The 24,833-nt window shown below is 73.4% G+C and carries 1 protein-coding gene and 2 pseudogenes; all 3 read left to right on the top strand.

Going from position 1 to position 24,833, the window contains the following annotated elements:
- Positions 1-157 precede the first annotated feature (157 nt).
- Positions 158-5,131, top strand: a pseudogene (locus tag CGL27_RS53545) (type I polyketide synthase); the annotation flags it as partial.
- Positions 5,129-10,411: pseudogene (locus CGL27_RS53540) on the top strand (type I polyketide synthase); the annotation flags it as partial. The pseudogenes CGL27_RS53545 and CGL27_RS53540, both read left to right, overlap by 3 nt.
- A complete protein-coding gene (locus tag CGL27_RS50980; RefSeq protein WP_240450550.1) occupies positions 10,408-24,822 on the top strand; it encodes a type I polyketide synthase in 14,415 nt (4,804 codons plus the stop codon). The pseudogene CGL27_RS53540 and the gene CGL27_RS50980, both read left to right, overlap by 4 nt.
- Positions 24,823-24,833: the final 11 nt, after the last annotated feature.

The raw sequence follows: 24,833 nt of genomic DNA, 5'->3' as shown, positions 1-24,833 counted from the left end.
CCACCGGAATTCTCATGCACTCTGGTGAATTAAGCGTGGCCATTGCCCGATGCCCCCCGGATACGGGACTCCAAAGGGATGATAGGGGTCCATAGGGGGTTTGAAGGGGTTTCTAGCCGCCCTGCCCTGTGTAAAGCTGACGTACGGTCTTGGTGTTATGTCTGCGAGGGTAATGGGGCGCGCGATGGTGAGTGAGTCCGTGGATTTCACGCCCGAGCACACCGAAATGGGGGGCGCGAGCCCCGAGGAAGCGCCCCCGTGGCGGGACCGGCTCGCCCAGATCCCCGAGGCCGAGCGCGCCGAGGCCCTCACCGCCTGGGTCGGCGAGATCGTCGAGCAGGCCCTCAAGGACAAGGCGCCGGACCTCCTCGACCCCGAGCGCCCCTTCCTCGACCTGGGCTTCGACTCCCTCGCCGCGGTCGATCTGCACGCCCGGCTGACCGCCGCCACCGGACTGCGACTGCCGGTCACCCTCGCCTTCGACCACCCCACCCCCGCCGACCTCGCCCGCCATGTGCGCGCCGAACTGCTCGGTGAGAACGACGGTTCCGACGTGTCCTCGGCCGACGCCACAATGGGCCCGATCGCCGCCGACGAGCCCATCGCCATTGTCGGAATGAGCTGCCGATTCCCCGGTTCGGTCGGCTCTCCCGAAGAACTGTGGGAAATCGTCGCGGGCGGAAAAGACGTCATCTCCGAATTCCCGGTGACCCGGGGCTGGGATCTCGCCGGGCTTTACGACCCCGACCCGGACAAGGCAGGCAGCAGCTATACCCGCGAAGGCGGATTCCTGCACGACGCCGATGAGTTCGATCCGGCGTTCTTCGGCATTTCGCCGCGCGAGGCCCTCGCGATGGATCCGCAGCAGCGGCTGCTGATGGAGACCTCCTGGGAGGTCTTCGAACGCGCCGGTATCGACCCCGCGACCCTCCGGGGCGGCCGGGCCGGTGTGTTCGTCGGCGCCGAGACCCAGGACTACGGCCCCCGGCTGCACGAGGCCGAACAGGGCTTCGAGGGCTATCTGGTCACCGGCAACGCCGCCAGCGTCGCCTCCGGCCGGATCGCCTACACCTTCGGCTTCGAAGGCCCCACCGTCACCGTCGACACCGCGTGCTCCTCCTCCCTGGTCGCGCTCCACCTGGCCGTCCAGGCGCTGCGCGCGGGCGAGTGCACCATGGCGCTCGCAGGTGGCGCGGCCGTCATGGCCAACCCCGGCTCGTTCATCGCCTTCAGCCGCCAGCGCGGCCTCGCCGCCGACGGACGCTGCAAGCCGTTCGCCGCCGCCGCCGACGGCACCGCCTGGGGCGAGGGCGTCGGCATGCTGCTCGTCGAACGGCTCTCGGACGCCCAGAAGAACGGTCACCGGGTCCTCGCCGTCGTTCGCTCCACCGCCATCAACCAGGACGGCGCCAGCAACGGCCTCACCGCCCCCAGCGGCCCCGCCCAGCAGCGCGTCATCCGCCAGGCACTCGCCAACGCCGGGCTGTCGTCCGGTGAGGTCGACGCGGTGGAGGCCCACGGCACCGGTACGACGCTGGGCGACCCCATCGAGGCCCAGGCGCTGCTCGCCACCTACGGCCAGGAGCGCGCGGCGGACCGGCCGCTGTGGCTCGGCTCGCTCAAGTCCAACATCGGCCACACCCAGTCCGCGGCCGGTGTCGGCGGCATCATCAAGATGGTCATGGCGATGCGCCACGGCGTCCTGCCGCGCAGCCTGCACATCGACGAGCCGACCCCGCATGTCGACTGGACCGCGGGTGACATCGAGCTGCTGACCGAGGCGCGGCCCTGGCCGGAGAGCGACCGCCCGCGCCGCGCGGGCGTCTCCTCGTTCGGCATGAGCGGCACCAACGCCCACGCCATCATCGAACAGCCCCCGGCCGACGGCGAGGAGCGGAACGAAGCCGAGGACCCCGATGGCGATGGCTCCGCGGAACCCGCCGTCCTGCCCTGGACCCTGTCCGCGAAGACCACCGACGCGCTCCGCGGCCAGGCCGAACGGCTGCACACGCTGCTGGAGGCCGATCCCGGGCTCGCCCTCACCGACATCGGCCACTCCCTGGCCGCCACCCGCGCCACCTTCGAACAGCGCGCCGTGCTCCTCGCCGGCGACCGCGACGGCTTCCTCGCCGCCCTGCGCACCCTCGCCGAGGACGGCGACGCACCGACCGTCGTACGCGGCACCCCCGCCGCCGGAAAGCTCGCCCTGCTCTTCACCGGACAGGGGAGCCAGCGCCTCGACATGGGCCGCGAGCTCTACGACGCCTACCCCGCCTTCGCCGAAGCCCTCGACGATGCCTGCTGGTACCTCGAGGAACAGCTCGAACACCCCCTCCTCGACGTGCTCTTCGCCGAGGAGGGCAGTCCCGAAGCCGCCCTCCTCGACCGCACCGACTACACCCAGCCGGCCCTGTTCGCCGTCGAGGTCGCGCTCTACCGCCTCGTCGAGTCCTGGGGACTGCGCCCCGAACTGCTCGCCGGACACTCCATCGGCGAGTTCGCCGCCGCCCATGTGGCGGGTGTGCTGTCCCTGGAGGACGCCGCCGCGCTGGTGGCGGCCCGTGGCCGGTTGATGCAGGAGCTTCCGGCCGGTGGCGCGATGATCGCGGTGCAGGCGTCGGAGGACGAGGTACTGCCGCTGCTCGCCGGACGCGAGGACCGGATCGGCATCGCCGCCGTCAACGGCCCCCACTCCGTCGTCGTCTCGGGCGACGAGGACGTGGCGCTGGAGATCGCGGCGTCCTTCGAGGAGCGGGGCCGCAAGACCAAGCGGCTCACCGTCAGCCACGCGTTCCACTCCCCGCTCATGGACGGCATGCTCGCCGAATTCCGGCGCGTCGCCCAGGTGCTGGACTACGCACCGCCGCGCATCCCCGTGGTCTCCACCGTCACCGGGCGCGTCGCCACCGCCGAGGAGCTGTGCTCGCCCGAGTACTGGGTGCGCCATGTCCGGGAGGCCGTCCGCTTCCTGGACGGTGTGCGGACGCTGGCCGACAAGGGCGCCACCACCTTCCTGGAGCTCGGCCCCGACGCCGTGCTCACCGCCATGGCCCAGGACTGTCTGCCCGACGCCGCCGGCACCGCGTACGCCGCCACGCTGCGCGGCGGGCGCCCCGAGGCCGAAACCCTGACCGCGGCCGTGGCACTGGCGTACGTCCGGGGCAAGAAGGCCGACTGGGCCGCCCCGTACGCCACCACCGGCGCCCGCACGATCGACCTGCCCACCTACGCCTTCCAGCGCCAGCGGTACTGGCTCAACGCCCCGGCCCCGGCCCTGGCCGGATCGGCGGAGGCCGCCGCGCCGGGCTCGGTGGTCGATGGGCGGTTCTGGGATGTGGTGGAGCGCGGGGATGTGGCCGCGTTGGCTGCGGAGTTGGCGGTGGATCCGGGGGTTTCGCTGGGTGAGGTGTTGCCTGCGTTGTCGTCGTGGCGGCGGCAGGAGTCGGTGCGTTCGGCGGTGGATGGTTGGCGTTATCGGGTGTCGTGGAGGCCGGTGACGGAGCGGTCGGCGGCCGGGGTGCTGGGTGGCTGCTGGGTCGTGGTCGTCCCGGTGGAGGGGGCCGAGGGTGTGTGGGCCTCGGGTGTGGTGCGGTTGCTGGCCGGGCGTGGTGTGGATGTGCGCGTGGTCGAGTCGGCTGTGGTGGATCGCGCCGGGATGGCGGATGAGCTGCGTACGGCCGTCGTGGGCGGTTCGGTGGCGGGGGTGTTCTCCCTGCTGGCGGTGGGCGAGGGTGAGTCGGGTCTGCTGCGGACGGCTGCGTTGGTGCAGGCGTTGGGTGATGCGGGTGTGGGTGCGCCGTTGTGGGTGGCGACGCGGGGTGCGGTGGCGGTGGGGCGTTCGGATGGTGGGGTGAATCCGGATCAGGCTCTGGTGTGGGGTCTGGGCCGGGTGGCGGCGTTGGAGCTGCCGGAGCGGTGGGGCGGTCTGGTCGATCTGCCGGAGTCGGTGGATGAGCGTGCGCTCGGGCGGTTGGCGGATGTGCTGGCCGGGGCCGGTGGCGAGGATCAGGTCGCGGTACGTGGCTCGGGCGTCTTCGGGCGCCGGCTGGTGCGGGCGGCTGCGGCGGGGTCGACCTCCGAGGGCTCGTGGACACCGGGTGCCGGGTCGGTGCTGGTCACGGGTGGTACGGGCGCGTTGGGTGCGCATCTGGCTCGCTGGCTGGTGGAGAACGGTGCCGAGCATGTGGTGCTCACCAGCCGCCGGGGGCTGGACGCTCCGGGTGCGGTGGAGCTGCGGGATGAGCTGGCCGCGTCGGGTGCTCGGGTGACCGTTGCCGCGTGTGATGTGGCGGACCGGGGCGCGCTCGCGGAGCTGCTGGCCGGGCTTCCGGCGGAGCTTCCGCTGACCGCCGTCGTCCATGCGGCCGGTGTGCTCGACGACGGTGTATTGGACTCGCTCACGCCCGAGCGGTTCGCCTCGGTGCTCCGGGCGAAGGCCGACGCCGCGCGCCATCTGGACGAGCTGACGCGCGACCTGGACCTTACGGCGTTCGTCCTCTTCTCCTCGATCACCGGGTCGGTGGGCGCCGCCGGGCAGGGCAATTACGCTGCGGCCAACGCCTACTTGGACGCGCTGGCCGAGCGGCGGCGCGCCCAGGGCTTGCCCGCCACCTCGATCGCCTGGGGCCCGTGGGCCGACTCCGGCATGGCCGGTGACGACGCCATGGAACGGCGGATGCGCCGCGAGGGCATGCCGCCGATGGCGCCCGAATCCGCCGTTGCCGCCCTGCGGCAGGCGCTGGACCTCGATGACACCGCCGTGACGGTCGCGGACATCGACTGGGAGAACTTCGCCCGCACTTTGACCGCCGTACGGCCGAGCCCGCTGATCGCCGAGCTGGCGGCGGAGGCCGGGCCGCGCGCCGCGACCGGCGCGGACGCCGGACAGGTCGTCACCGACGCCGACTCCGCCACTCCGCTCGGCGAGCGCCTGCGCGGTGTTCCGAAGGCCGAACAGGACCGTGCGCTGCTGGAGTTGGTGCGTGCGCAGGTCGCGTCGGTGCTGGGGCACGGTGGGGCCGAGGCGGTCGAGGCCGGACGTGCCTTCAAGGAGCTGGGCTTCGACTCGCTGGCCGCGATCGAGCTGCGCAACCGGCTGAACGCGGCGACGGGCCTGCGGCTGGCCGCCATGCTCATCTACGACTACCCGACCGCCACCGCCCTCGCGGACCATCTGCGGACGGAGCTGCTGGGCGCGGACGCCGCGGTGAGTGGTGGCCTGGCCGCGCCTGCGGTCGCGGTGGCCGATGATCCGATTGCGATCGTGGCGATGAGCTGCCGTTTCCCGGGTGGGGTGCGGTCGCCGGAGGAGCTGTGGGAGCTGCTGACGGCGGGCGGGGATGCGATTGCGGAGTTCCCGGCCGATCGTGGCTGGGATCTGGCGGGGCTGTACGACCCGGACCCGGATCGTCAGGGGACGTCGTACGCGCGTGAGGGTGGATTCCTTTACGACGCCGGGGACTTCGACGCGTCGTTCTTCGGGATCTCGCCGCGTGAGGCCCTCGCGATGGACCCGCAGCAGCGGTTGCTGCTGGAGACGTCGTGGGAGGCGTTCGAGCGTGCGGGCATCGACCCGACCACGCTGCGCGGCAGCCGTACCGGTGTCTTCGCGGGCACCAACGGACAGGATTACGCCGACCTCGTCTCCACCGCGCCCGAGGGTCTGGAGGGCCATCTGGGCACGGGCAACGCGGCGAGCGTGGTGTCGGGGCGGGTGGCGTACTCCTTCGGTCTCGAGGGCCCGGCGGTGACGGTGGACACGGCGTGTTCGTCGTCGCTGGTGGCCCTGCACATGGCCGTTCAGGCGCTGCGCGGCGGCGAGTGCACGATGGCGCTCGCGGGTGGCGTCACGGTGATGTCCACGCCGGAGGCGTTCGTCGACTTCAGCCGTCAGCGCGGGCTGGCGGAGGATGGTCGGATCAAGGCGTTCGCGGCCGGTGCGGATGGCACCGGCTGGGGCGAGGGCGTCGGCATGCTGCTGGTCGAGCGGCTGTCGGACGCGGAGAAGAACGGGCACCCGGTGCTCGCGGTCGTGCGGGGCAGCGCGATCAATCAGGACGGTGCGTCGAACGGTCTGACGGCGCCCAACGGTCCGTCGCAGCAGCGTGTCATCCGGCAGGCGCTGGCCGGTGCGGGGCTGTCGGCCGGTGATGTGGATGTCGTTGAGGCGCACGGTACGGGTACGACGCTGGGTGACCCGATCGAGGCGCAGGCGCTGCTGGCCACGTACGGGCAGCAGCGGGATGGGGACCGGCCGCTGTGGCTGGGCTCCATCAAGTCCAACATCGGTCATACGCAGGCCGCCGCCGGTGTCGCGGGCATCATCAAGATGGTGCTGGCGATGCGGCATGGTGTGTTGCCGCAGACGTTGCATGTGGACGCGCCGTCGCCGCATGTGGACTGGTCGGCGGGCGCGGTCTCGCTGCTGACGGAGCAGGTGGAATGGCCGGAGACGGGCCGCCCGCGCCGCGCGGGCGTGTCGTCCTTCGGGCTCAGTGGCACCAACGCGCACACCATCATCGAGCAGGCCCCGGCCCTTCCGGCTGCGGTCGTGGAGCCCGCGCCGCGTGATCTGCCCGCGCTGCCGTGGCTGCTGTCGGCGAAGGACTGCCAGGCGCTGCACGCCCAGGCCGCACAACTGGCCACCCACCTCCGCACCCACCCCGAACTGAGCGCGACCGACCTCGCCTTCTCGCTCGCCACCAGCCGCACCGCGCTGGAACAGCGCGCGGCGCTCATCACCACTGACCGCGAGACATTCCTCGCGGGCCTGGACGCGGTGGCTCGGGGTGAGTCCGCTGCCTCGAGTGTGGTCGAGGGGGCGGTTGCTGAGGGCAAGGTGGCGTTCCTGTTCACGGGGCAGGGGAGCCAGCGGCTCGGCATGGGGCGTGAGTTGTATGACGCCTATCCGGTGTTCGCGGATGCGTTGGATGAGGTGTGTGCGCATCTGGATCTGTATCTGGAGCGGCCGCTGCGGGATGTGCTCTTCGGGGATGACGCGGAGGCGCTGGACCAGACCGGTTTCACTCAGCCTGCGTTGTTCGCGGTTGAGGTGGCGTTGTTCCGGCTGGTGGAGGGGTGGGGTCTGCGTGCGGACTTCCTGTCGGGTCATTCGATTGGTGAGTTGGCCGCCGCGCATGTGGCGGGTGTGTTGTCGCTGGCGGATGCGGCGAAGTTGGTGGCGGCGCGTGGGCGGTTGATGCAGGAGCTTCCGGCGGGTGGCGCGATGGTCGCGGTGCAGGCGTCGGAGGACGAGGTGCTGCCGCTGCTGACCGAGCGGGTCAGCATCGCCGCGCTCAACGGGCCGACGTCGGTCGTGATCGCCGGTGATGAGGACGCGGCGCTGGAGATTGCGGCCTCGTTCGAGGCGCAGGGTCGGAAGACCAAGCGGCTCACGGTCAGCCATGCGTTCCATTCGCCGCGTATGGACGGGATGCTGGAGGCGTTCCGCGAGGTTGCGGAGGGGCTGAAGTACGAGGCCCCGCGGATCCCGATCGTCTCCAATCTCACCGGTTCCGTCGTCACCGCCGAGGAGATCGCGACCGCCGACTTCTGGGTGCGCCATGTCCGCGAGGCCGTCCGCTTCCTCGATGGTGTGCGGACGTTGGAAGCCCAGGGCGTCACCAACTTGGTCGAGTTGGGCCCCGACGGCGTCCTCACCGCGATGGCGCAGGAGTGCGTGACCGGCGACGAGGCCGCGTTCGCCGCCACGCTGCGGAAGGGGCGTGCGGAGGCCGAGTCGGTGACCGCCGCCCTCGCCCTGCTGCATGTCCGGGGCCAGTCCCTGGACTGGGGCGGCTACTTCGAGGGCACCGGTGCCCGGCGGGTCGAGCTGCCGACGTACGCCTTCCAGCGCACGCGGTACTGGTGGGAGGAGGCCCCGGCGGCGGAGGCTGCCGCATCGGGCAGTGCCGTTGATGGGCGGTTCTGGGATGTGGTGGAGCGCGGGGATGTGGCCGCGTTGGCTGCGGAGTTGGCGGTGGATCCGGGGGTTTCGCTGGGTGAGGTGTTGCCTGCGTTGTCGTCGTGGCGGCGGCAGGAGTCGGTGCGTTCGGCGGTGGATGGTTGGCGTTATCGGGTGTCGTGGAGGCCGGTGACGGAGCGGTCGGCGGCCGGGGTGCTGGGTGGCTGCTGGGTCGTGGTCGTCCCGGTGGAGGGGGCCGAGGGTGTGTGGGCCTCGGGTGTGGTGCGGTTGCTGGCCGGGCGTGGTGTGGATGTGCGCGTGGTCGAGTCGGCTGTGGTGGATCGCGCCGGGATGGCGGATGAGCTGCGTACGGCCGTCGTGGGCGGTTCGGTGGCGGGGGTGTTCTCCCTGCTGGCGGTGGGCGAGGGTGAGTCGGGTCTGCTGCGGACGGCTGCGTTGGTGCAGGCGTTGGGTGATGCGGGTGTGGGTGCGCCGTTGTGGGTGGCGACGCGGGGTGCGGTGGCGGTGGGGCGTTCGGATGGTGGGGTGAGCCCGGATCAGGCTCTGGTGTGGGGTCTGGGCCGGGTGGCGGCGTTGGAGCTGCCGGAGCGGTGGGGCGGTCTGGTCGATCTGCCGGAGTCGGTGGATGAGCGTGCGCTCGGGCGGTTGGCGGATGTGCTGGCCGGGGCCGGTGGCGAGGATCAGGTCGCGGTACGTGGCTCGGGCGTCTTCGGACGTCGGCTGACCGAGGCTTCCGGGACCCGGACGTTGGACGACGAGGGCTGGCGGCCCTCGGGTTCGGTGCTGGTGACCGGCGGTACGGGCGCGCTGGGTGCGCATCTGGCCCGCTGGCTGGTGCAGAACGGTGCTGAACACGTGGTGCTCACCAGCCGCCGGGGGCTCGACGCCCCGGGCGCGGTGGAGCTGCGGGATGAGCTGGCCGCGTCGGGCGCTCGGGTGACCGTCGCCGCGTGTGATGTGGCGGACCGGGACGCGCTCGCGGAGCTGCTGGCGTCCATACCGGCCGAGTTCCCGCTGACCGCCGTCGTGCACGCGGCCGGTGTGCTGGACGACGGCCTTGTGGACACGCTGGACGCCGAGCGCCTGGAGCGTGTGGTGCGCGCCAAGGCCACCTCCGCGCAGAACCTCCATGAGCTGACGCGCGACCTGAACCTTTCGGCGTTCGTCCTCTTCTCCTCGTTCGCCGGGTCGGTGGGCGCCGCCGGGCAGGGCAATTACGCTGCGGCCAACGCCTACTTGGACGCGCTGGCGGAGCTGCGCCGCGCCCAGGGCTTGCCCGCCACCTCGATCGCCTGGGGCCCGTGGGCCGAGGGCGGCATGGCCGCCGACGAGGCGCTGGAGCGGCGGATGCGCCGCGATGGCGTGCCGCCCATGGCGCCCGAGTCGGCGCTCACCGCGCTGCGGCAGGCGCTGGACCTCGATGACACCGCCGTGACGGTCGCGGACATCGACTGGGACCGGTTCCTGGCCGAGTTCACCGCCGTACGGCCGAGCGCGCTGTTCGGCGAGGTACGGGCCGCGCGTCCGGCGCCGGCCGCCGAGGGCGCGCCGCGCGTGGCCGCCACCGCCGGGACCGGCACATTGGCGGAGCGGCTGTCCGGTCTGACGGACAACGAGCGCGCACAGACGCTGCTGGAGTTGGTGCGTACGCAGGTCGCGTCGGTGCTGGGGCACGGCGGTGCCGAGGCGGTCGAGGCCGGGCGTGCCTTCAAGGAGCTGGGCTTCGACTCGCTCACCGCCGTCGAACTCCGCAACCGGCTGAACGCGGCGACCGCCCTGCGGCTGCCCGCCACGCTCATCTACGACTACCCGAACGCCACCGCCCTCGCGGACCACCTGCGCACGGAGCTGCTGGGCGCGGACGCCGCGGTGACCGGTGGCGTGGCCGCGCCGACGGTCGCGGTGGCCGGCGATCCGATCGCGATCGTGGCGATGAGCTGCCGTTTCCCGGGTGGGGTGCGGTCGCCGGAAGAGCTGTGGAAGTTGCTGACGGCCGGTGGGGACGCGATTGCGGAGTTCCCGTCCGACCGTGGCTGGGACCTGGCGGGGCTGTACGACCCGGACCCGGACCGTCCGGGCACGTCGTACGCACGCGAGGGCGGTTTCCTCTACGACGCCGGGGACTTCGACGCGTCGTTCTTCGGGATCTCGCCGCGTGAAGCCCTCGCGATGGACCCGCAGCAGCGGCTGCTGCTGGAGACGTCGTGGGAGGCGTTCGAGCGTGCGGGCATCGACCCGACCACGCTGCGCGGTCAGCAGATCGGTGTCTTCGCCGGGACCAACGGCCAGGACTATCTGTCGCTGCTGATGCAGGCGCCCGAGGGCCTGGAGGGCCATCTGGGCACGGGCAACGCGGCGAGCGTGGTGTCCGGTCGGGTGGCGTACACCTTCGGCCTTGAGGGCCCGGCCGTCACGGTCGACACGGCCTGCTCGTCGTCGCTGGTGGCGCTGCATCTGGCGGTGCAGGCGCTGCGGCAGGGCGAGTGCACGATGGCGCTCGCGGGCGGCGTCACAGTGATGTCCACCCCGAGAACTTCATCGACTTCAGCCGTCAGCGCGGACTGGCCGCCGACGGCCGGATCAAGGCGTTCGCGGCCGGGGCCGATGGCACCGGCTGGGGCGAGGGCGCGGGCATGCTGCTCGTGGAGCGGCTGTCGGACGCGCGGCGTAACGGTCACCCGGTGCTGGCGGTGGTCCGGGGCTCCGCGATCAACCAGGACGGTGCGTCGAATGGTCTGACGGCGCCGAACGGTCCGTCGCAGCAGCGCGTCATCCGGCAGGCGCTGACCAGCGCCGGGCTGACGACCGGCGATGTGGACGTGGTCGAGGCGCACGGTACGGGTACGACGCTGGGTGACCCGATCGAGGCGCAGGCGCTGCTGGCCACGTACGGGCAGCAGCGGGACGCGGAGCGGCCGTTGTGGCTGGGCTCCATCAAGTCCAACATCGGTCATACGCAGGCCGCCGCCGGTGTCGCGGGCATCATCAAGATGCTGCTGGCGATGCGGCATGGTGTGTTGCCGCAGACGTTGCATGTGGACGCGCCGTCGCCGCATGTGGACTGGTCGGCGGGTGCGGTCTCGCTGCTGACGGAGCAGGTGGAGTGGCCGGAGGTCGGCCGTCCGCGCCGTGCCGGTATCTCCTCGTTCGGCATCAGTGGCACCAACGCGCACACCATCATCGAGCAGGCCCCGGCCCCGACCCTTCCGGCCGCCCCGGCCGAGGCGCCCGAGCGGAACGGTCTCGGCGGCCTCCTGCCGTTCGTCCTGTCCGCCAAGAACGCCGAAGCGCTGCGGGAGCAGGCCGCGCGGCTGCACACCCACCTCGCGTCGCGACCGGAGTCGGCGCCGCTCGACGTCGCCCACGCCCTGGCCGTCGGCCGGGCCGCCCTGGAGCGGCGTGCGGTGCTGACTGTTGGCGACCGGGACGAACTGCTGCGGTCGCTCGGTGCCCTGGGCCGGGGCGAGTCCGCCCCGTCCGTGGTCGAGGGGGCGGTCGCTGAGGGCAAGGTGGCGTTCCTGTTCACGGGGCAGGGGAGTCAGCGGCTGGGGATGGGGCGTGAGTTGTATGACGCCTATCCGGTGTTCGCGGATGCGTTGGATGAGGTGTGTGCGCATCTGGATCTGTATCTGGATCGGCCGCTGCGGGATGTGCTCTTCGGGGATGACGCGGCCGTACTGGATCGGACGGGGTTCACTCAGCCTGCGTTGTTCGCGGTTGAGGTGGCGTTGTTCCGGCTGGTCGAGGCGTGGGGTCTGACGCCGGACTTCCTCTCGGGTCACTCCATCGGTGAGCTGGCCGCCGCCCATGTGGCGGGTGTGTTGTCGCTTGCCGATGCGGCGCAGTTGGTGGCGGCGCGTGGTCGTCTGATGCAGGGGCTTCCGGCCGGTGGCGCGATGGTCGCGGTGCAGGCGTCGGAGGACGAGGTGCTGCCGCTGCTGACCGAGCGGGTCAGCATCGCCGCACTCAACGGGCCGACGTCGGTCGTGATCGCCGGTGATGAGGACGCGGCTCTGGAGATCGCGGCGGGCTTCGAGGCGCAGGGCCGTAAGACCAAGCGCCTCACGGTCAGCCATGCGTTCCACTCCCCGCGTATGGACGGCATGCTGGACGCCTTCCGCGAGGTGGCCGAGGGCCTGACCTACGAGGCCCCGCGCATCCCGATCGTCTCCAACCTCACCGGGAACGTCGTCTCCACCGAGGAGATCACCAGCCCCGGCTTCTGGGTGCGCCACGTCCGCGAGGCCGTCCGCTTCCTCGATGGTGTGCGGACGTTGGAAGCCCAAGGCGTCACCACCTTCGTGGAGTTGGGCCCCGATGGCGTTCTCTCCGCGATGGCGCAGGAGTGCGTGACCGGCGAGGACACCGCCTTCGCCGCCGCGCTGCGCAAGGACCGCCCGGAGGCCGAGGCGCTGCTCTCGGCCGTCGCGCGAGCGCACGTCCGTGGGGTGACGCCCGACTGGGCGGCCGTCTTCACCGGTGCGGGCGCCGCCCCGGTGGACCCGGCCGAGCTACCCACCTACGCCTTCCAGCGCCAGCGTTACTGGCCCAGCGCCGCCGCCCTCGCGGCGGGCGACCCCGAGTCGATCGGACTGGGCGACATCGACCATCCGCTCCTCGGCGCCGCCGTCGCGCTCGCGGACGCCGATGGGCTCCTGCTCACGGGTGTGCTCTCCATCCGCACGCACCCCTGGCTGGCCGACCACGCGGTCATGGACACCGTGCTGCTGCCCGGTACGGCCTTCGTCGAGCTGGCCGGCGCCGCAGGCGCCCAGGTCGGCTGCGAGCGGCTGGACGAACTGACCCTGGAAGCCCCGCTCGTGCTGCCCGAGCACACCGGGGTGCGGGTGCAGCTCGTCGTGGACGGGCCGGACGAGTCCGGCCGCCGTTCCTTCAGCCTGCATTCGCGTCGGCAGGACGCGCTCGGGACCGAGCCGTGGACGCGCCACGCCACCGGTGTGCTCGCGCCCGGCGCCCGGATCTCCGAGTCCGGCGAGCCCGATGAGCTCGCCGTATGGCCGCCGCGGGGCGCGACGCCGATCGCGGTCGAGGGGCTGTACGAGGAGCTGGCCGGGGCGGGTCTCGGCTACGGGCCGGTGTTCCAGGGGCTCAAGGGCGCCTGGCGGCTCGGCGAGAACCTCTACGCCGAGGTGGGCTTCCCCGAGGACGCGCCGCTGACGTCGGGCGCCGAGGCCGAGCGGTTCGGCCTGCACCCGGCCCTGCTCGACGCCGCGCTGCACGTCATCGGCCTCGACAGCGCCGACCGCGATACGGCGCTGGCCGAGGGCGCGCTGCTGCCGTTCGCGTGGAACGGCGTTCAGCTGCACGCGGCCGGGGCCGGTGCGCTCCGGGTGCGGCTGTCCGAGCGGCCGTCGAACGCGGTCTCGCTGCTGGTGGCCGACGGCACGGGCCGCCCGGTGGCCACGGTCGAGTCGGTGGCGCTGCGGGCGGCCTCCGCCGACCAGGTCCGCGCGGCGCGTGGCGGACTGCACGAGTCGCTGTTCCGGCTGGACTGGACGGCGGTTCCGGCGCCCGCGACGGGCGCGGCCACGGGCGACTGGGCGGTGCTCGGCGCGGATGCCGGTCAACTGGCCGTGCTGGAGGGCGCGTTCGGGTCCGGGATCCGGCTCGCCGCGTATCGCGATCTGTCGGTGCTGCGGACGGCCGTGGCGGCCGGGGCACCCGCGCCCGACACCGTCCTGCTGGCCGGTGCCGGTGCCGGTGCCGGTGTCGGTCTCAGTGACGGCAACGGCGACGGCACCGACGCGGCGACCGTGTACGAGGCCACGCAGACCACCCTCGCCCTGCTCCAGGAGTGGCTGGCCGATGAGCGGTTCGCCGCCTCGCGGCTGGTGCTGCTGACCCGGGGCGCGGTGGAGACCGAGCCGGGGGCGGGCGTGGCGGATCTGCCGTACGCCGCCGTGCGCGGTCTGTTCCGCTCCGCGCAGTCGGAGAACCCCGGCCGTCTGGTGCTGCTGGACGTGGACGGCGAGGAGGACTCGTACCGTACGGTGCCCGCCGCGCTCGGCGTGGACGAGGCGGAGCTGGCGCTGCGCGCGGGCGCGGCGCTCGCGCCCCGGCTGGCCCGGGTGCCGGTCACCGAGAACACCGCTGACACCGCTGACACCGACGCCACCGACGCCATCGACGCTCACGAGGCATCCGGCGCGGACGCCGACGCGGATACCGCCACCGCCCCGTCGTACGACCCCAACGGCACCGTACTGATCACCGGCGCCGGCGGAACCCTCGGCGGCCTCTTCGCCCGCCACCTCGTCTCCGCCCATGGCGTACGGCGACTGCTGCTGGTCAGCCGCCGTGGCGCCGACGCCGACGGCGCCGAGGAGCTGGGCGCCGACCTCACGGCGGCCGGTGCCACCGTGACCTGGGCGGCCTGCGACGTGGCCGACCGCGACGCGCTCGCCGTGACCCTGGCCGCCATCCCGGCCGAGCATCCGCTGACCGCCGTGGTGCACACGGCGGGTGTCCTGGACGACGGCATCCTCGGCTCGTTGACGCCCGAGCGGGTGGCGCGGGTGCTGCGTCCCAAGGTGGACGCGGCGCTCAACCTGCACGAGCTGACCCGCGGCCACGAGCTGTCCGCGTTTGTGCTGTTCTCCGGTGCCGCCGCCGTGTTCGGCGCGCCCGGACAGGCGAGCTACGCCGCCGCCAACTCCTTCCTGGAGGCGCTGGCCCAGCACCGCGTGGCCCAGGGGCTCCCGGCCACCGCGCTGGCCTGGGGCCTGTGGGGCGGTGCGGGCATGGGCAGCGGCCTTGACGAGGTCGATCTGCGGCGCATCGCGCGTGGCGGGGTCGCCCCGATCGCCGCCGACGAGGGGCTCGCGCTCTTCGACGCGGCCCGCGCCGACGGTGCCGCCGTGCTGTTCCCGATGCGGCTCGACTACGCGGGGCTGCGCACCGAGGCCACGGCGACCGGCACCGTCCCGGCGCTGTTCCGCGGCCTGGTGCGGACCCCGGTCCGGCGGGCCGCCGCCGCGGCCGGCACCGCCGACGGCTCCTCGCTCGCCCAGCGGCTGGCCGGGCTCGCCCGGCCCGAACAGGACCGTGAGCTGCTGGAGTTGGTGTGCGGCCGGGTCGCCGCGGTGCTCGGTTACGCGGGCCCGGAGGCGGTCGAGGCCGGGCGGGCGTTCAAGGAGCTGGGCTTCGACTCGCTCACCGCCGTCGAACTCCGCAACGACCTCAAGACCGTCACCGGGCTGCGGCTCCCGGCGACGCTCGTCTTCGACTACCCGACCCCCACCGCCCTGGCCGGTCATCTGCGCGAGGAGCTGCTGGGCGCCGAGGAGACCACGGCGCCGCTCGTCCCCGTACGGACGGGCGCGGCCCCGGCGGTCGACGACGACCCGATCGTCATCGTCGGCATGAGCTGCCGCTTCCCGGGCGGGGTGCGCACCCCCGAGGAGCTGTGGGAGCTCGTCGCCACCGGCGGCGACGGCATCTCCGGCTTCCCCGTGGACCGTGGCTGGGATCTCGACGGTCTGTACCACCCGGACCCCGACCACGCGGGCACCTCGTACACCCGCGAGGGCGGCTTCCTGCACGACGCCGCCGACTTCGACCCGGACTTCTTCGGGATCTCGCCGCGTGAGGCGCTCGCGATGGATCCGCAGCAGCGGCTGCTGCTGGAGACCTCGTGGGAGGCGTTCGAGCGCGCGGGCATCGACCCGGCGACCGTGCGCGGCAGCAGGACCGGCGTGTTCGCGGGCGTCATGTACCACGACTACGTGACCGGGCTCGACGGCATCCCCGACGGTGTCGAGGGCTACATCGGCACCGGCAACGCGGGCTCCATCGCGTCGGGCCGGGTGGCGTACACCTTCGGTCTTGAGGGCCCGGCGGTCACCGTCGACACGGCCTGCTCGTCCTCGCTGGTGGCGCTGCACTGGGCGATCCAGGCGCTGCGCGCCGGCGAGTGCACCATGGCGCTGGCCGGTGGTGTCGCGGTCATGGCCACCCCCGAGACGTTCATCGACTTCAGCCGTCAGCGCGGACTGGCCACGGACGGCCGGTGCAAGTCCTTCGCGGCGTCGGCGGACGGCACGGGCTGGGCCGAGGGCGCGGGCATGCTGCTCGTGGAGCGGCTGTCGGACGCGCGGCGTAACGGTCACCCGGTGCTTGCGGTCGTGCGGGGCTCCGCGATCAACCAGGACGGTGCGTCGAACGGTCTGACGGCGCCGAACGGTCCGTCGCAGCAGCGCGTCATCCGGCAGGCGCTGGCCGCCGCCGGGCTGTCGGCGGGCGATGTGGACGTGGTCGAGGCGCACGGTACGGGTACGACGCTGGGTGACCCGATCGAGGCGCAGGCGCTGCTGGCCACGTACGGGCAGCAGCGGGACGCGGAGCGGCCGTTGTGGCTGGGCTCCATCAAGTCCAACATCGGTCATACGCAGGCCGCCGCCGGTGTCGCGGGCATCATCAAGATGGTGTTGGCGATGCGGCACGGGGTGCTGCCGCAGACGCTGCACGTGGACGCGCCCTCGACCAACGTCGACTGGGAGGACGGCGCGGTCTCGCTGCTGACGGAGCGGATGGAGTGGCCGGAGACCGGCCGTCCGCGCCGCGCCGGTGTGTCGTCGTTCGGCATCAGCGGCACCAACGCGCACACCATCATCGAGCAGCCGCCGGCCGCCGAGGACCACGAGGACGGGACTGCGCGGCCCACCGCCGTACCGCCGGTGCTGCCGTGGCCGCTGTCGGCCGTGAGCCGGGACGCGCTGCGCGACCAGGCCCGCCACCTGCGCGACCGGCTGCGCGCCGATTCCGCTGACGAGGACGTGGACCTGGCCGCCATCGGCTACACCCTGGCCGCCGGGCGCACCACCTTCGAAGACCGCGCGGTGCTGGTGGCCGACGGCCGCGACGGGTTCCTGCGCGCTCTGGAGGCGCTGGCCTCCGGCGAACCGGCCACGGGCCTGGTGCAGGGCTCGCCGGTGGCCGGGAAGCTGGCCTTCCTGTTCACGGGGCAGGGGAGCCAGCGGCTGGGGATGGGGCGTGAGCTGTACGACGCCTATCCGGTGTTCGCGCAGGCGCTGGACGAGGTGTGTGCTCACCTGGACGCGCATCTCGAACGGCCCCTGCGGGAGGTGCTGTTCGGGGACGACGCCACGACTCTGGACCGGACCGGCTTCACCCAGCCCGCGCTGTTCGCGGTCGAGGTGGCGCTGTTCCGGCTGGTCGAGGCGTGGGGGCCGCGGCCGGACTTCCTCTCCGGGCATTCGATCGGTGAGCTGGCCGCCGCCCATGTGGCGGGTGTGCTGTCGCTGGCGGACGCGTCGAAGCTGGTGGCCGCGCGTGGCCGTCTGATGCAGGAACTGCCTGCCGGTGGCGCGATGATCGCCGTCCAGGCTTCGGAGGACGAGGTCACGCCGCTGCTCAGCGAGCGCGTCTCGATCGCCGCGCTCAACGGGCCCACTTCGGTCGTCATCGCGGGTGACGAGGATGCGGCTGTCTCGATCGCGGCGACCTTCGAGGCACAGGGACGCAAGACCAAGCGGCTCACCGTAAGCCACGCGTTCCATTCGCCTCGCATGGACGGCATGTTGGACGCGTTCCGCGAGGTGGCGCAAGGGCTGACCTACGAGGCCCCGCGCATCCCGATCGTCTCCAACCTCACCGGTTCCGTCGTCTCCGCCGAGGAGATCACGACAGCCGACTTCTGGGTGCGCCACGTCCGAGAGGCCGTCCGCTTCCTCGACGGCGTCCGGACGATGGAAGCCCACGGTGTCACCACCTACCTCGAACTCGGCCCCGACGGTGTGCTGTCCGCCATGGGCCAGGACTGCCTTGCCGAGGGCGACGCGGCGGTGGCCTTCGTCGCCGCCCTGCGCGGTGGCCGCCCCGAGGCCGAGACCGTCACCTCCGCCCTCGCCGCGCTGCAGGTCCGGGGCGTGGCCCTGGACTGGGAGGCGTTCTACGCCGGAACCGGCGCGCGGCGCGTGGAGTTGCCTACGTACGCGTTCCAGCGGCGGCGCTACTGGCTGGACGTGCGGACCGCCACCGCCACCCCCGAAGCCACGGCTCAGGACGCGGTCGACGCCCGCTTCTGGGAGGCCGTCGAGCGTGCGGACCTGGCCTCGCTCGCCGAGACCCTGAACCTCGGCACCGAGGACAACGGCGCGCTGGAGGCCCTGCTGCCCTCGCTGTCGTCGTGGCGGCGGCAGCAGTCGGAGCGTTCGACGGTGGACGGCTGGCGCTACCGGGTGTCGTGGAAGCCGGTCACCGACCGCTCCGCCACGTCCCTGGGCGGCCGTTGGCTCGTGGTGGTACCGGCCGGGGCGGCCGAGGACGCCTGGGTGGCGGGTGCCGTACGGCTGCTGAACGAGCGCGGTGCCGACGTACGCCGCGTCGAGCTGACCGCCGCCGACGACGACCGCGCCGCGGTGGCCGAGCGGCTGGCCGGGGTCGTCGGCGACGAGCCCGTGACCGGTGGCGTGCTGTCCCTGCTGGGCCTCGCGGACGGTCTGGTCCCCGCGAACGGTCCGGCACACGCGGACGGGTTGGCTTCCGCGGACGGCGACGCGCTGCTGCGGACGGCCGCGCTGACGCAGGCCCTGGGCGACGCGGGCATCGGCGCGCCGCTGTGGGTGGCCACGCGGGGCGCGGTGGCCGTGGGCCGTTCGGACGGAGCGGTCAGCCCGGAGGGGGCGCGGCTGTGGGGTCTGGGCCGGGTGGCGGCGCTGGAGCTGCCCGAGCGCTGGGGCGGTCTGGTCGACCTCCCGGCGACGGCCGATGAGCGTGCGCTGGGGCGGCTGGCCGAGGTGCTGGCCGGTGCCGGTGCCGGTGGCGAGGACCAGGTCGCGGTGCGGGCGTCGGGCGTGTTCGGACGTCGGCTCGTACGGGCCGCCGCGTCCTCCGGCGACACGTGGACGCCGGGCGCCGGTACGACCCTGGTCACCGGCGGTACGGGCGCGCTGGGCGCGCAGGTGGCCCGCTGGCTGGTCGCGGGCGGCGCCGAGCATGTGGTGCTCACCAGCCGCCGGGGCATCGACGCCCCTGGTGCCGTCGAGCTGCGTGACGAACTCGCCGCCTCCGGTGCCCGGGTGACCGTCGCCGCCTGCGACGTGTCCGACCGGGACGCGCTCGCGCGGCTCCTCGCCGGTCTTCCCGCCGAGCTGCCGCTGACCGCCGTGGTGCACACGGCGGGGGTGCTGGACGACGGCGTACTGGACTCGCTCACTCCCGAGCGCTTCACGTCCGTACTGCGCGCCAAGGCAGCCGCCGCGGCCCATCTCGACGAGCTGACGCGCGACCGGGAGCTGTCGGCCTTCGTGCTGTTCTCCTCGATCAGCGGCACGTTCGGCGCCGCGGGCCAGGGCAACTACGCCGCCGCCAACGCCTATCTGGACGCGCTGGCCGAGCGGCGCCGCGCCCAGGGCTTGCCCGCCACCTCGATCGCCTGGGGCCCGTGGGCCGAGGGTGGCATGGCCACGGACGGGGCGCTGGAGCAGCGGCTGCGCCGGGGCGGACTGCCGCCGATGGACGCCGAGTTGGCGATCGGCGCGCTCCAGCGGGCGCTCGACCTCGATGACACCGTGGTCACCGTCGCGGACATCGACTGGGACCGGTTCGCACCGGACTTCACCGCCGCCCGGCCCAGCCGCCTGCTCGCGGACCTCCCGGAGACCCGCGCGGCGGCGGAGAACACCGCCACCGAGACCGCGGCCGACGGCTCCTCGCTCGCCGCCCGGCTGGCCGGACTGGGCGAGGCGGAGCGGGACCGGCTGCTGCTGGACCTGGTCCGTACGCAGGTGGCCGCGGTGCTCGGACACGACGGCTCGGAGTCCATCGCCGCCGACCGGGCCTTCGGCGAGCTGGGCTTCGACTCGCTGACCGCCGTCGAGCTGCGCAACCGGCTCGGTGCCGCCAGCGGTGTCCAACTGCCCGCGACCCTGGTCTTCGACTACCCGACGGCCGCCGCCCTCGCGGGCTATCTGCGCGGCGAACTCATGGGGGCGGACACCGTCGCCGCCGGGGCCTCGCAGCCCGCGGCCGTGACGGCGGCGGTCGATGACGACCCCATCGCGATCGTCGCGATGAGCTGCCGCTTCCCGGGCGGGGTGCGTACGCCCGAGGAGCTGTGGCAACTGCTCACCGCGGGCGGGGACGCGATCGCCGAGTTCCCGGCCGACCGCGGCTGGGACCTGGACGCGCTCTACGACCCGGACCCCGACCGGCGGGGCACCTTCTACGCACGCGAGGGCGGTTTCCTCTACGACGCGGGCCACTTCGACGCCCCGTTCTTCGGGATCTCGCCGCGTGAGGCCCTCGCGATGGACCCGCAGCAGCGGCTGCTGCTGGAGACCTCCTGGGAGGCGTTCGAGCGCGCGGGCATCGACCCGGCCACGCTGCGCGGCACCTCCGCCGGGGTCTTCGTAGGCTCCAACGGACAGGACTACGACGCCTCGCTGCACACCGTCCCCGAGGAGGTCGAGGGCTACCTGGGCACGGGCAACGCGGCCAGCGTGGTCTCCGGCCGGCTCGCGTACACCTTCGGCCTTGAGGGCCCGGCGGTCACCGTCGACACGGCGTGCTCGTCGTCGCTGGTGGCGCTGCACTGGGCGATCCAGGCGCTGCGCCAGGGCGAGTGCTCGCTCGCGCTCGCGGGCGGTGTGACGGTCATGTCCAGCCCCGGCGCGTACATCGAGTTCAGCCGCCAGCGCGGACTGGCTCCGGACGGCCGCTGCAAGGCGTTCGCGGCGGGTGCGGACGGCACCGGCTGGGGCGAGGGCGTGGGCATGCTGCTCGTGGAGCGGCTGTCGGACGCCCGCCGCAACGGCCACCCGGTGCTGGCGATCGTCCGTGGCTCGGCCATCAACCAGGACGGCGCCTCCAACGGTCTGACCGCGCCCAACGGCCCCGCCCAGCAGCGCGTCATCCGCCAGGCGCTGGCCGGTGCGGGCCTGTCCGCCGCCGAGGTGGACGCGGTCGAGGCCCATGGCACCGGCACCCGGCTCGGCGACCCGATCGAGGCGCAGGCGCTGCTGGCCACCTACGGCCAGGAGCGGGACGCGGACCGGCCGCTGTGGCTGGGCGCCATCAAGTCCAACATCGGTCATACGCAGGCCGCCGCCGGTGTCGCGGGCATCATCAAGATGGTGCTGGCCATGCGCCACGGTGTGCTGCCGCGCACCCTGCACGTGGACGATCCGTCGCCGCATGTGGACTGGTCGGCGGGCGCGGTGTCGCTGCTCACCGAGCAGGTGGAGTGGCCGGAGACCGGCCGTCCGCGCCGCGCGGGCGTCTCCTCGTTCGGCTTCAGCGGCACCAACGCCCATACGGTCCTGGAGCAGGCCCCGGTCCACGACGAGCCGGTCGACAGCACACCGCAGAGCCCCCTCGTACGGCCCGATGTGGTGGCCTGGCCGCTGTCGGCCAAGGGCGAGGACGCGCTGCGGGCCCAGGCCGAGCGGCTGCGCGCCCACCTCGAGGCCGACACCGGGCTCGGCGCCGTGGACGTGGCGTACTCCCTGGCCACCACCAGGTCCGCCCTGGAGCACCGCGCGGTGGTCCTCGGCCCGGACCGGGACCGGCTGCTCGTGGGCCTCACCGCCCTCGCGCGCGGCGAGTCCGCCGCCCAGCTGGTCCGGGGCGTGCCCGCCGAGGGTCGTACGGCCGTGCTCTTCACCGGGCAGGGCAGCCAGCGGCTCGGCATGGGCCGTGAGCTGTACGAGGCCAGCCCCGTCTTCGCGGAGGCGCTGGACGCGGTCTGCGCCGAGCTGGACCGGCACCTCGAATGGCCGCTGTACGACGTGCTGTTCGGGGACGACAAGGAGTCGCTGGACCGGACCGGCTTCACCCAGCCCGCGCTGTTCGCGATCGAGGTGGCGCTGTTCCGGCTGGCCGAGGCCGCCGGGCTGCGGCCGGACGTCCTGGCCGGGCACTCCATCGGCGAGCTGGCCGCGGCGCATGTGTCCGGGGTGCTGTCGCTGGAGGACGCCGCCACGCTGGTGGCCGCCCGCGGCCGGCTGATGCAGCAACTGCCCGCCCGTGGCGCGATGGTCGCGCTGCAGGCGGCGGAGGACGAGGTCGAGCCGCTGCTCACCGAGCGCGTCGGCATCGCCGCGCTCAACGGGCCCACCTCGGTGGTCATCGCGGGCGACGAGGACGTGGCGCTGGAGATCGCGGCGTCGTTCGAGGCGCGGGGCCGCAAGACCAAGCGGCTCACCGTGAGCCACGCCTTCCACTCCCCGCTGATGGACGGCATGCTCGCCGACTTCCGCAAGGTCGCCGAGCGGCTGACGTATCGCGCGCCGCGCATCCCGATCGTCTCCACGGTCACCGGGCAGCCGGTCGCCGACGAGCTGGGCATGGCCGCCGACTACTGGGTGCGCCACGTCCGCCACGCCGTCCGCTTCCTCGACGCTGTCCGCGCCCTGGAGGCCCAAGGCGTCACCACCTACGTCGAACTCGGCCCGGACGGGGTGCTGTCCGCCATGGTGCAGGACTGCGTCACCGCCGGAGGCGACGGTGCCGAAGAGGTGGCCTTCGTGCCCGTACTGCGCGCCGGGCGCCCCGAGACGGAGACGCTGACCGGCGCCCTCGCCACGCTGCACGTGCGGGGCGCGGCCGTGGACTGGGAGGCGCTGTTCGCCGGGACCGGCGCCCACCGCGTCGAGCTGCCCACGTACGCCTTCCAGCGCCGGCGCTATTGGCTGGACGGCACCCCGCGCCACACGTCCGGCGAGGTGGCCACGGCCGTCGACGCGGCCGGTGCCCGGTTCTGGGAGGCCGTCGAGAGCGACGATCTCGCCTCGCTGTCGGACGCGGTGGGCATCGACGTGGACCAGCCGCTCAGCGCGCTGCTCCCGGCGCTGTCCGCGTGGCGGCGCCGCGAACGTGAGCAGTCCGCGCTCGACGCCTGGCGCTACCGCGTGACCTGGAAGCCGCTGGAGGAGCCGCGGCTCGCCGCCGCCCCCGGCGTCTGGCTGGTCGCCGAACCGGCCGCGGGCCACGCCGAGACCGTGCGGCGCGTCGTGGCCGCGCTGGCCGACCGGGGCGCCGACATCCGGCGCATCGGCATCACCCCGGCCGACGGCGGGGACCTCGACCGGGACGCCCTGGCCGACCGGATCCGCCGGGCGGCGGCCGAGGAGCCCGTGCACGGTGTGCTGTCGCTGCTCGCGCTGGACGAGCGCCCGCACCCCGACCACCCCGCCGTGCCCACCGGGCTGCTGCGCACCGGAGTGCTGGTGCAGGCGCTCGGGGACGTGGGCCTGGACGCGCCGCTGTGGTGCGCCACCACCGGCGCCGTCTCCACCGCCGCCTCGGAACCGACCGGCAGCGCCGCACAGGCGCAGCTCTGGGGCCTGGGCCGGGTGGTCGCGCTGGAGCACCCGGAGCGCTGGGGCGGTCTGATCGACCTGCCCGCGACGCTCGACGAACGGGCCGCCGACCGCCTGGCCGGTGTGCTCGGGGGACACGGCGACGACCACGAGGACCAGTTGGCGATCCGTACGGCCGGAATCCTGGCCCGCCGCCTCGCCCACGCCGAGTCCACCCCGGCCACCGGTGCGCCCTGGCGGCCGCGTGGCACGGTCCTGGTCACCGGCGGCACCGGCGCGCTGGGCGCCCACGTGGCCCGCTGGCTGGCGGAGAACGGCGCCGAGCATCTGGTGCTCACCAGCCGCCGGGGCCCCGGCGCCCCCGGCGCCGACGTACTCGCGGCCGAACTGATCGCGAGGGGCGCCCAGGTGACCGTCGCCGCCTGCGACGTCACCGACCGGGACGCGGTCGCCGGGCTGCTGGCCCGGATCCGCGACGAACAGCCAGGGCACCCGCTCACCGCCGTCGTGCACACGGCGGGCGCCGGGCAGTTCGCACCGCTCGCGGAGACCACCCCGGCCGAGGTGGCCGATGTGGTCGCCGCCAAGGTCGCGGGCGCGGCCCATCTGGACGCGCTGCTCGGCGACACCGAGCTGGACGCCTTCGTGCTCTTCTCCTCGATCGCCGCGGTGTGGGGCAGCGGTGGCCAAGGCGCCTACGCGGCCGGAAACGCCTTCCTCGACGCGCTGGCCGAACAGCGCCGGGCCCGTGGCCGGACCGCCACCTCCGTGGCCTGGGGCCCGTGGGCGGACGGCGGACTCGTCGCCGACGACGAGGCGGCCGAGCAACTGCGCCGCCGCGGCCTGCCGGTGATGGCCCCGCACTCCGCCATCGCCGCCCTTCAGCAGGCGCTGGACCGGAACGAGACCGTGGTGACGGTGGCCGACGTCGACTGGGACCGCTTCGCCCCCACCTTCACGGCGGCCCGCCCCCGCCCGCTCATCGCCGATCTGCCCGAGGTCCGCGCCGCCCTGGCACCGGACCCGGCGGAGGGAGCGGACGGCGGCACGGCCGAGGCATCGGCGGAGTCCCTGCGGCAGCGGCTCGCCGGGCTCACCGGGTCCGAGGCGGACAAGGTCCTGCTCGACCTCGTCCGTACGGAGGTCGCCGCCGTCCTCGGACACGACGACATCACGGCCGTCCAGGCGGGCCGGGCCTTCAAGGAGCTGGGCTTCGACTCCCTCACCGCCGTCGAACTCCGCAACCGGCTGAATGCGGCCACCGGGCTCCAGCTCACCGCCACCCTGGTCTTCGACCATCCGACGCCCGGCGCGCTGGCCGATGTGCTGCGCGCCGACCTCCTCGGCGAGGACACCACACCCGAACTCCCGGCCCTCGCCGAAATCGACAAGCTGGAATTCACCCTTTCCCACGTCTCCGACGACGCGACGGAACGCGAACGGGTCACGGCCCGCCTCGAAGCGCTGCTGCGGACATGGAACGAGACCGAGAGCGCGGCGGGCGCCGACGGCGGCGAGGACGATGAACTCGCCCTCGACGCCGCCTCCGCCGAAGACATCTTCGACATCATCAACAATGAATTCGGAAGGTCCTGACGTGATGACCG

This window comes from Streptomyces sp. 11-1-2 (assembly GCF_003595545.1).
GTDB classification, from domain to species: domain Bacteria; phylum Actinomycetota; class Actinomycetes; order Streptomycetales; family Streptomycetaceae; genus Streptomyces; species Streptomyces hygroscopicus_B.
This window is presented reverse-complemented; position numbering and strand designations above follow the sequence as displayed.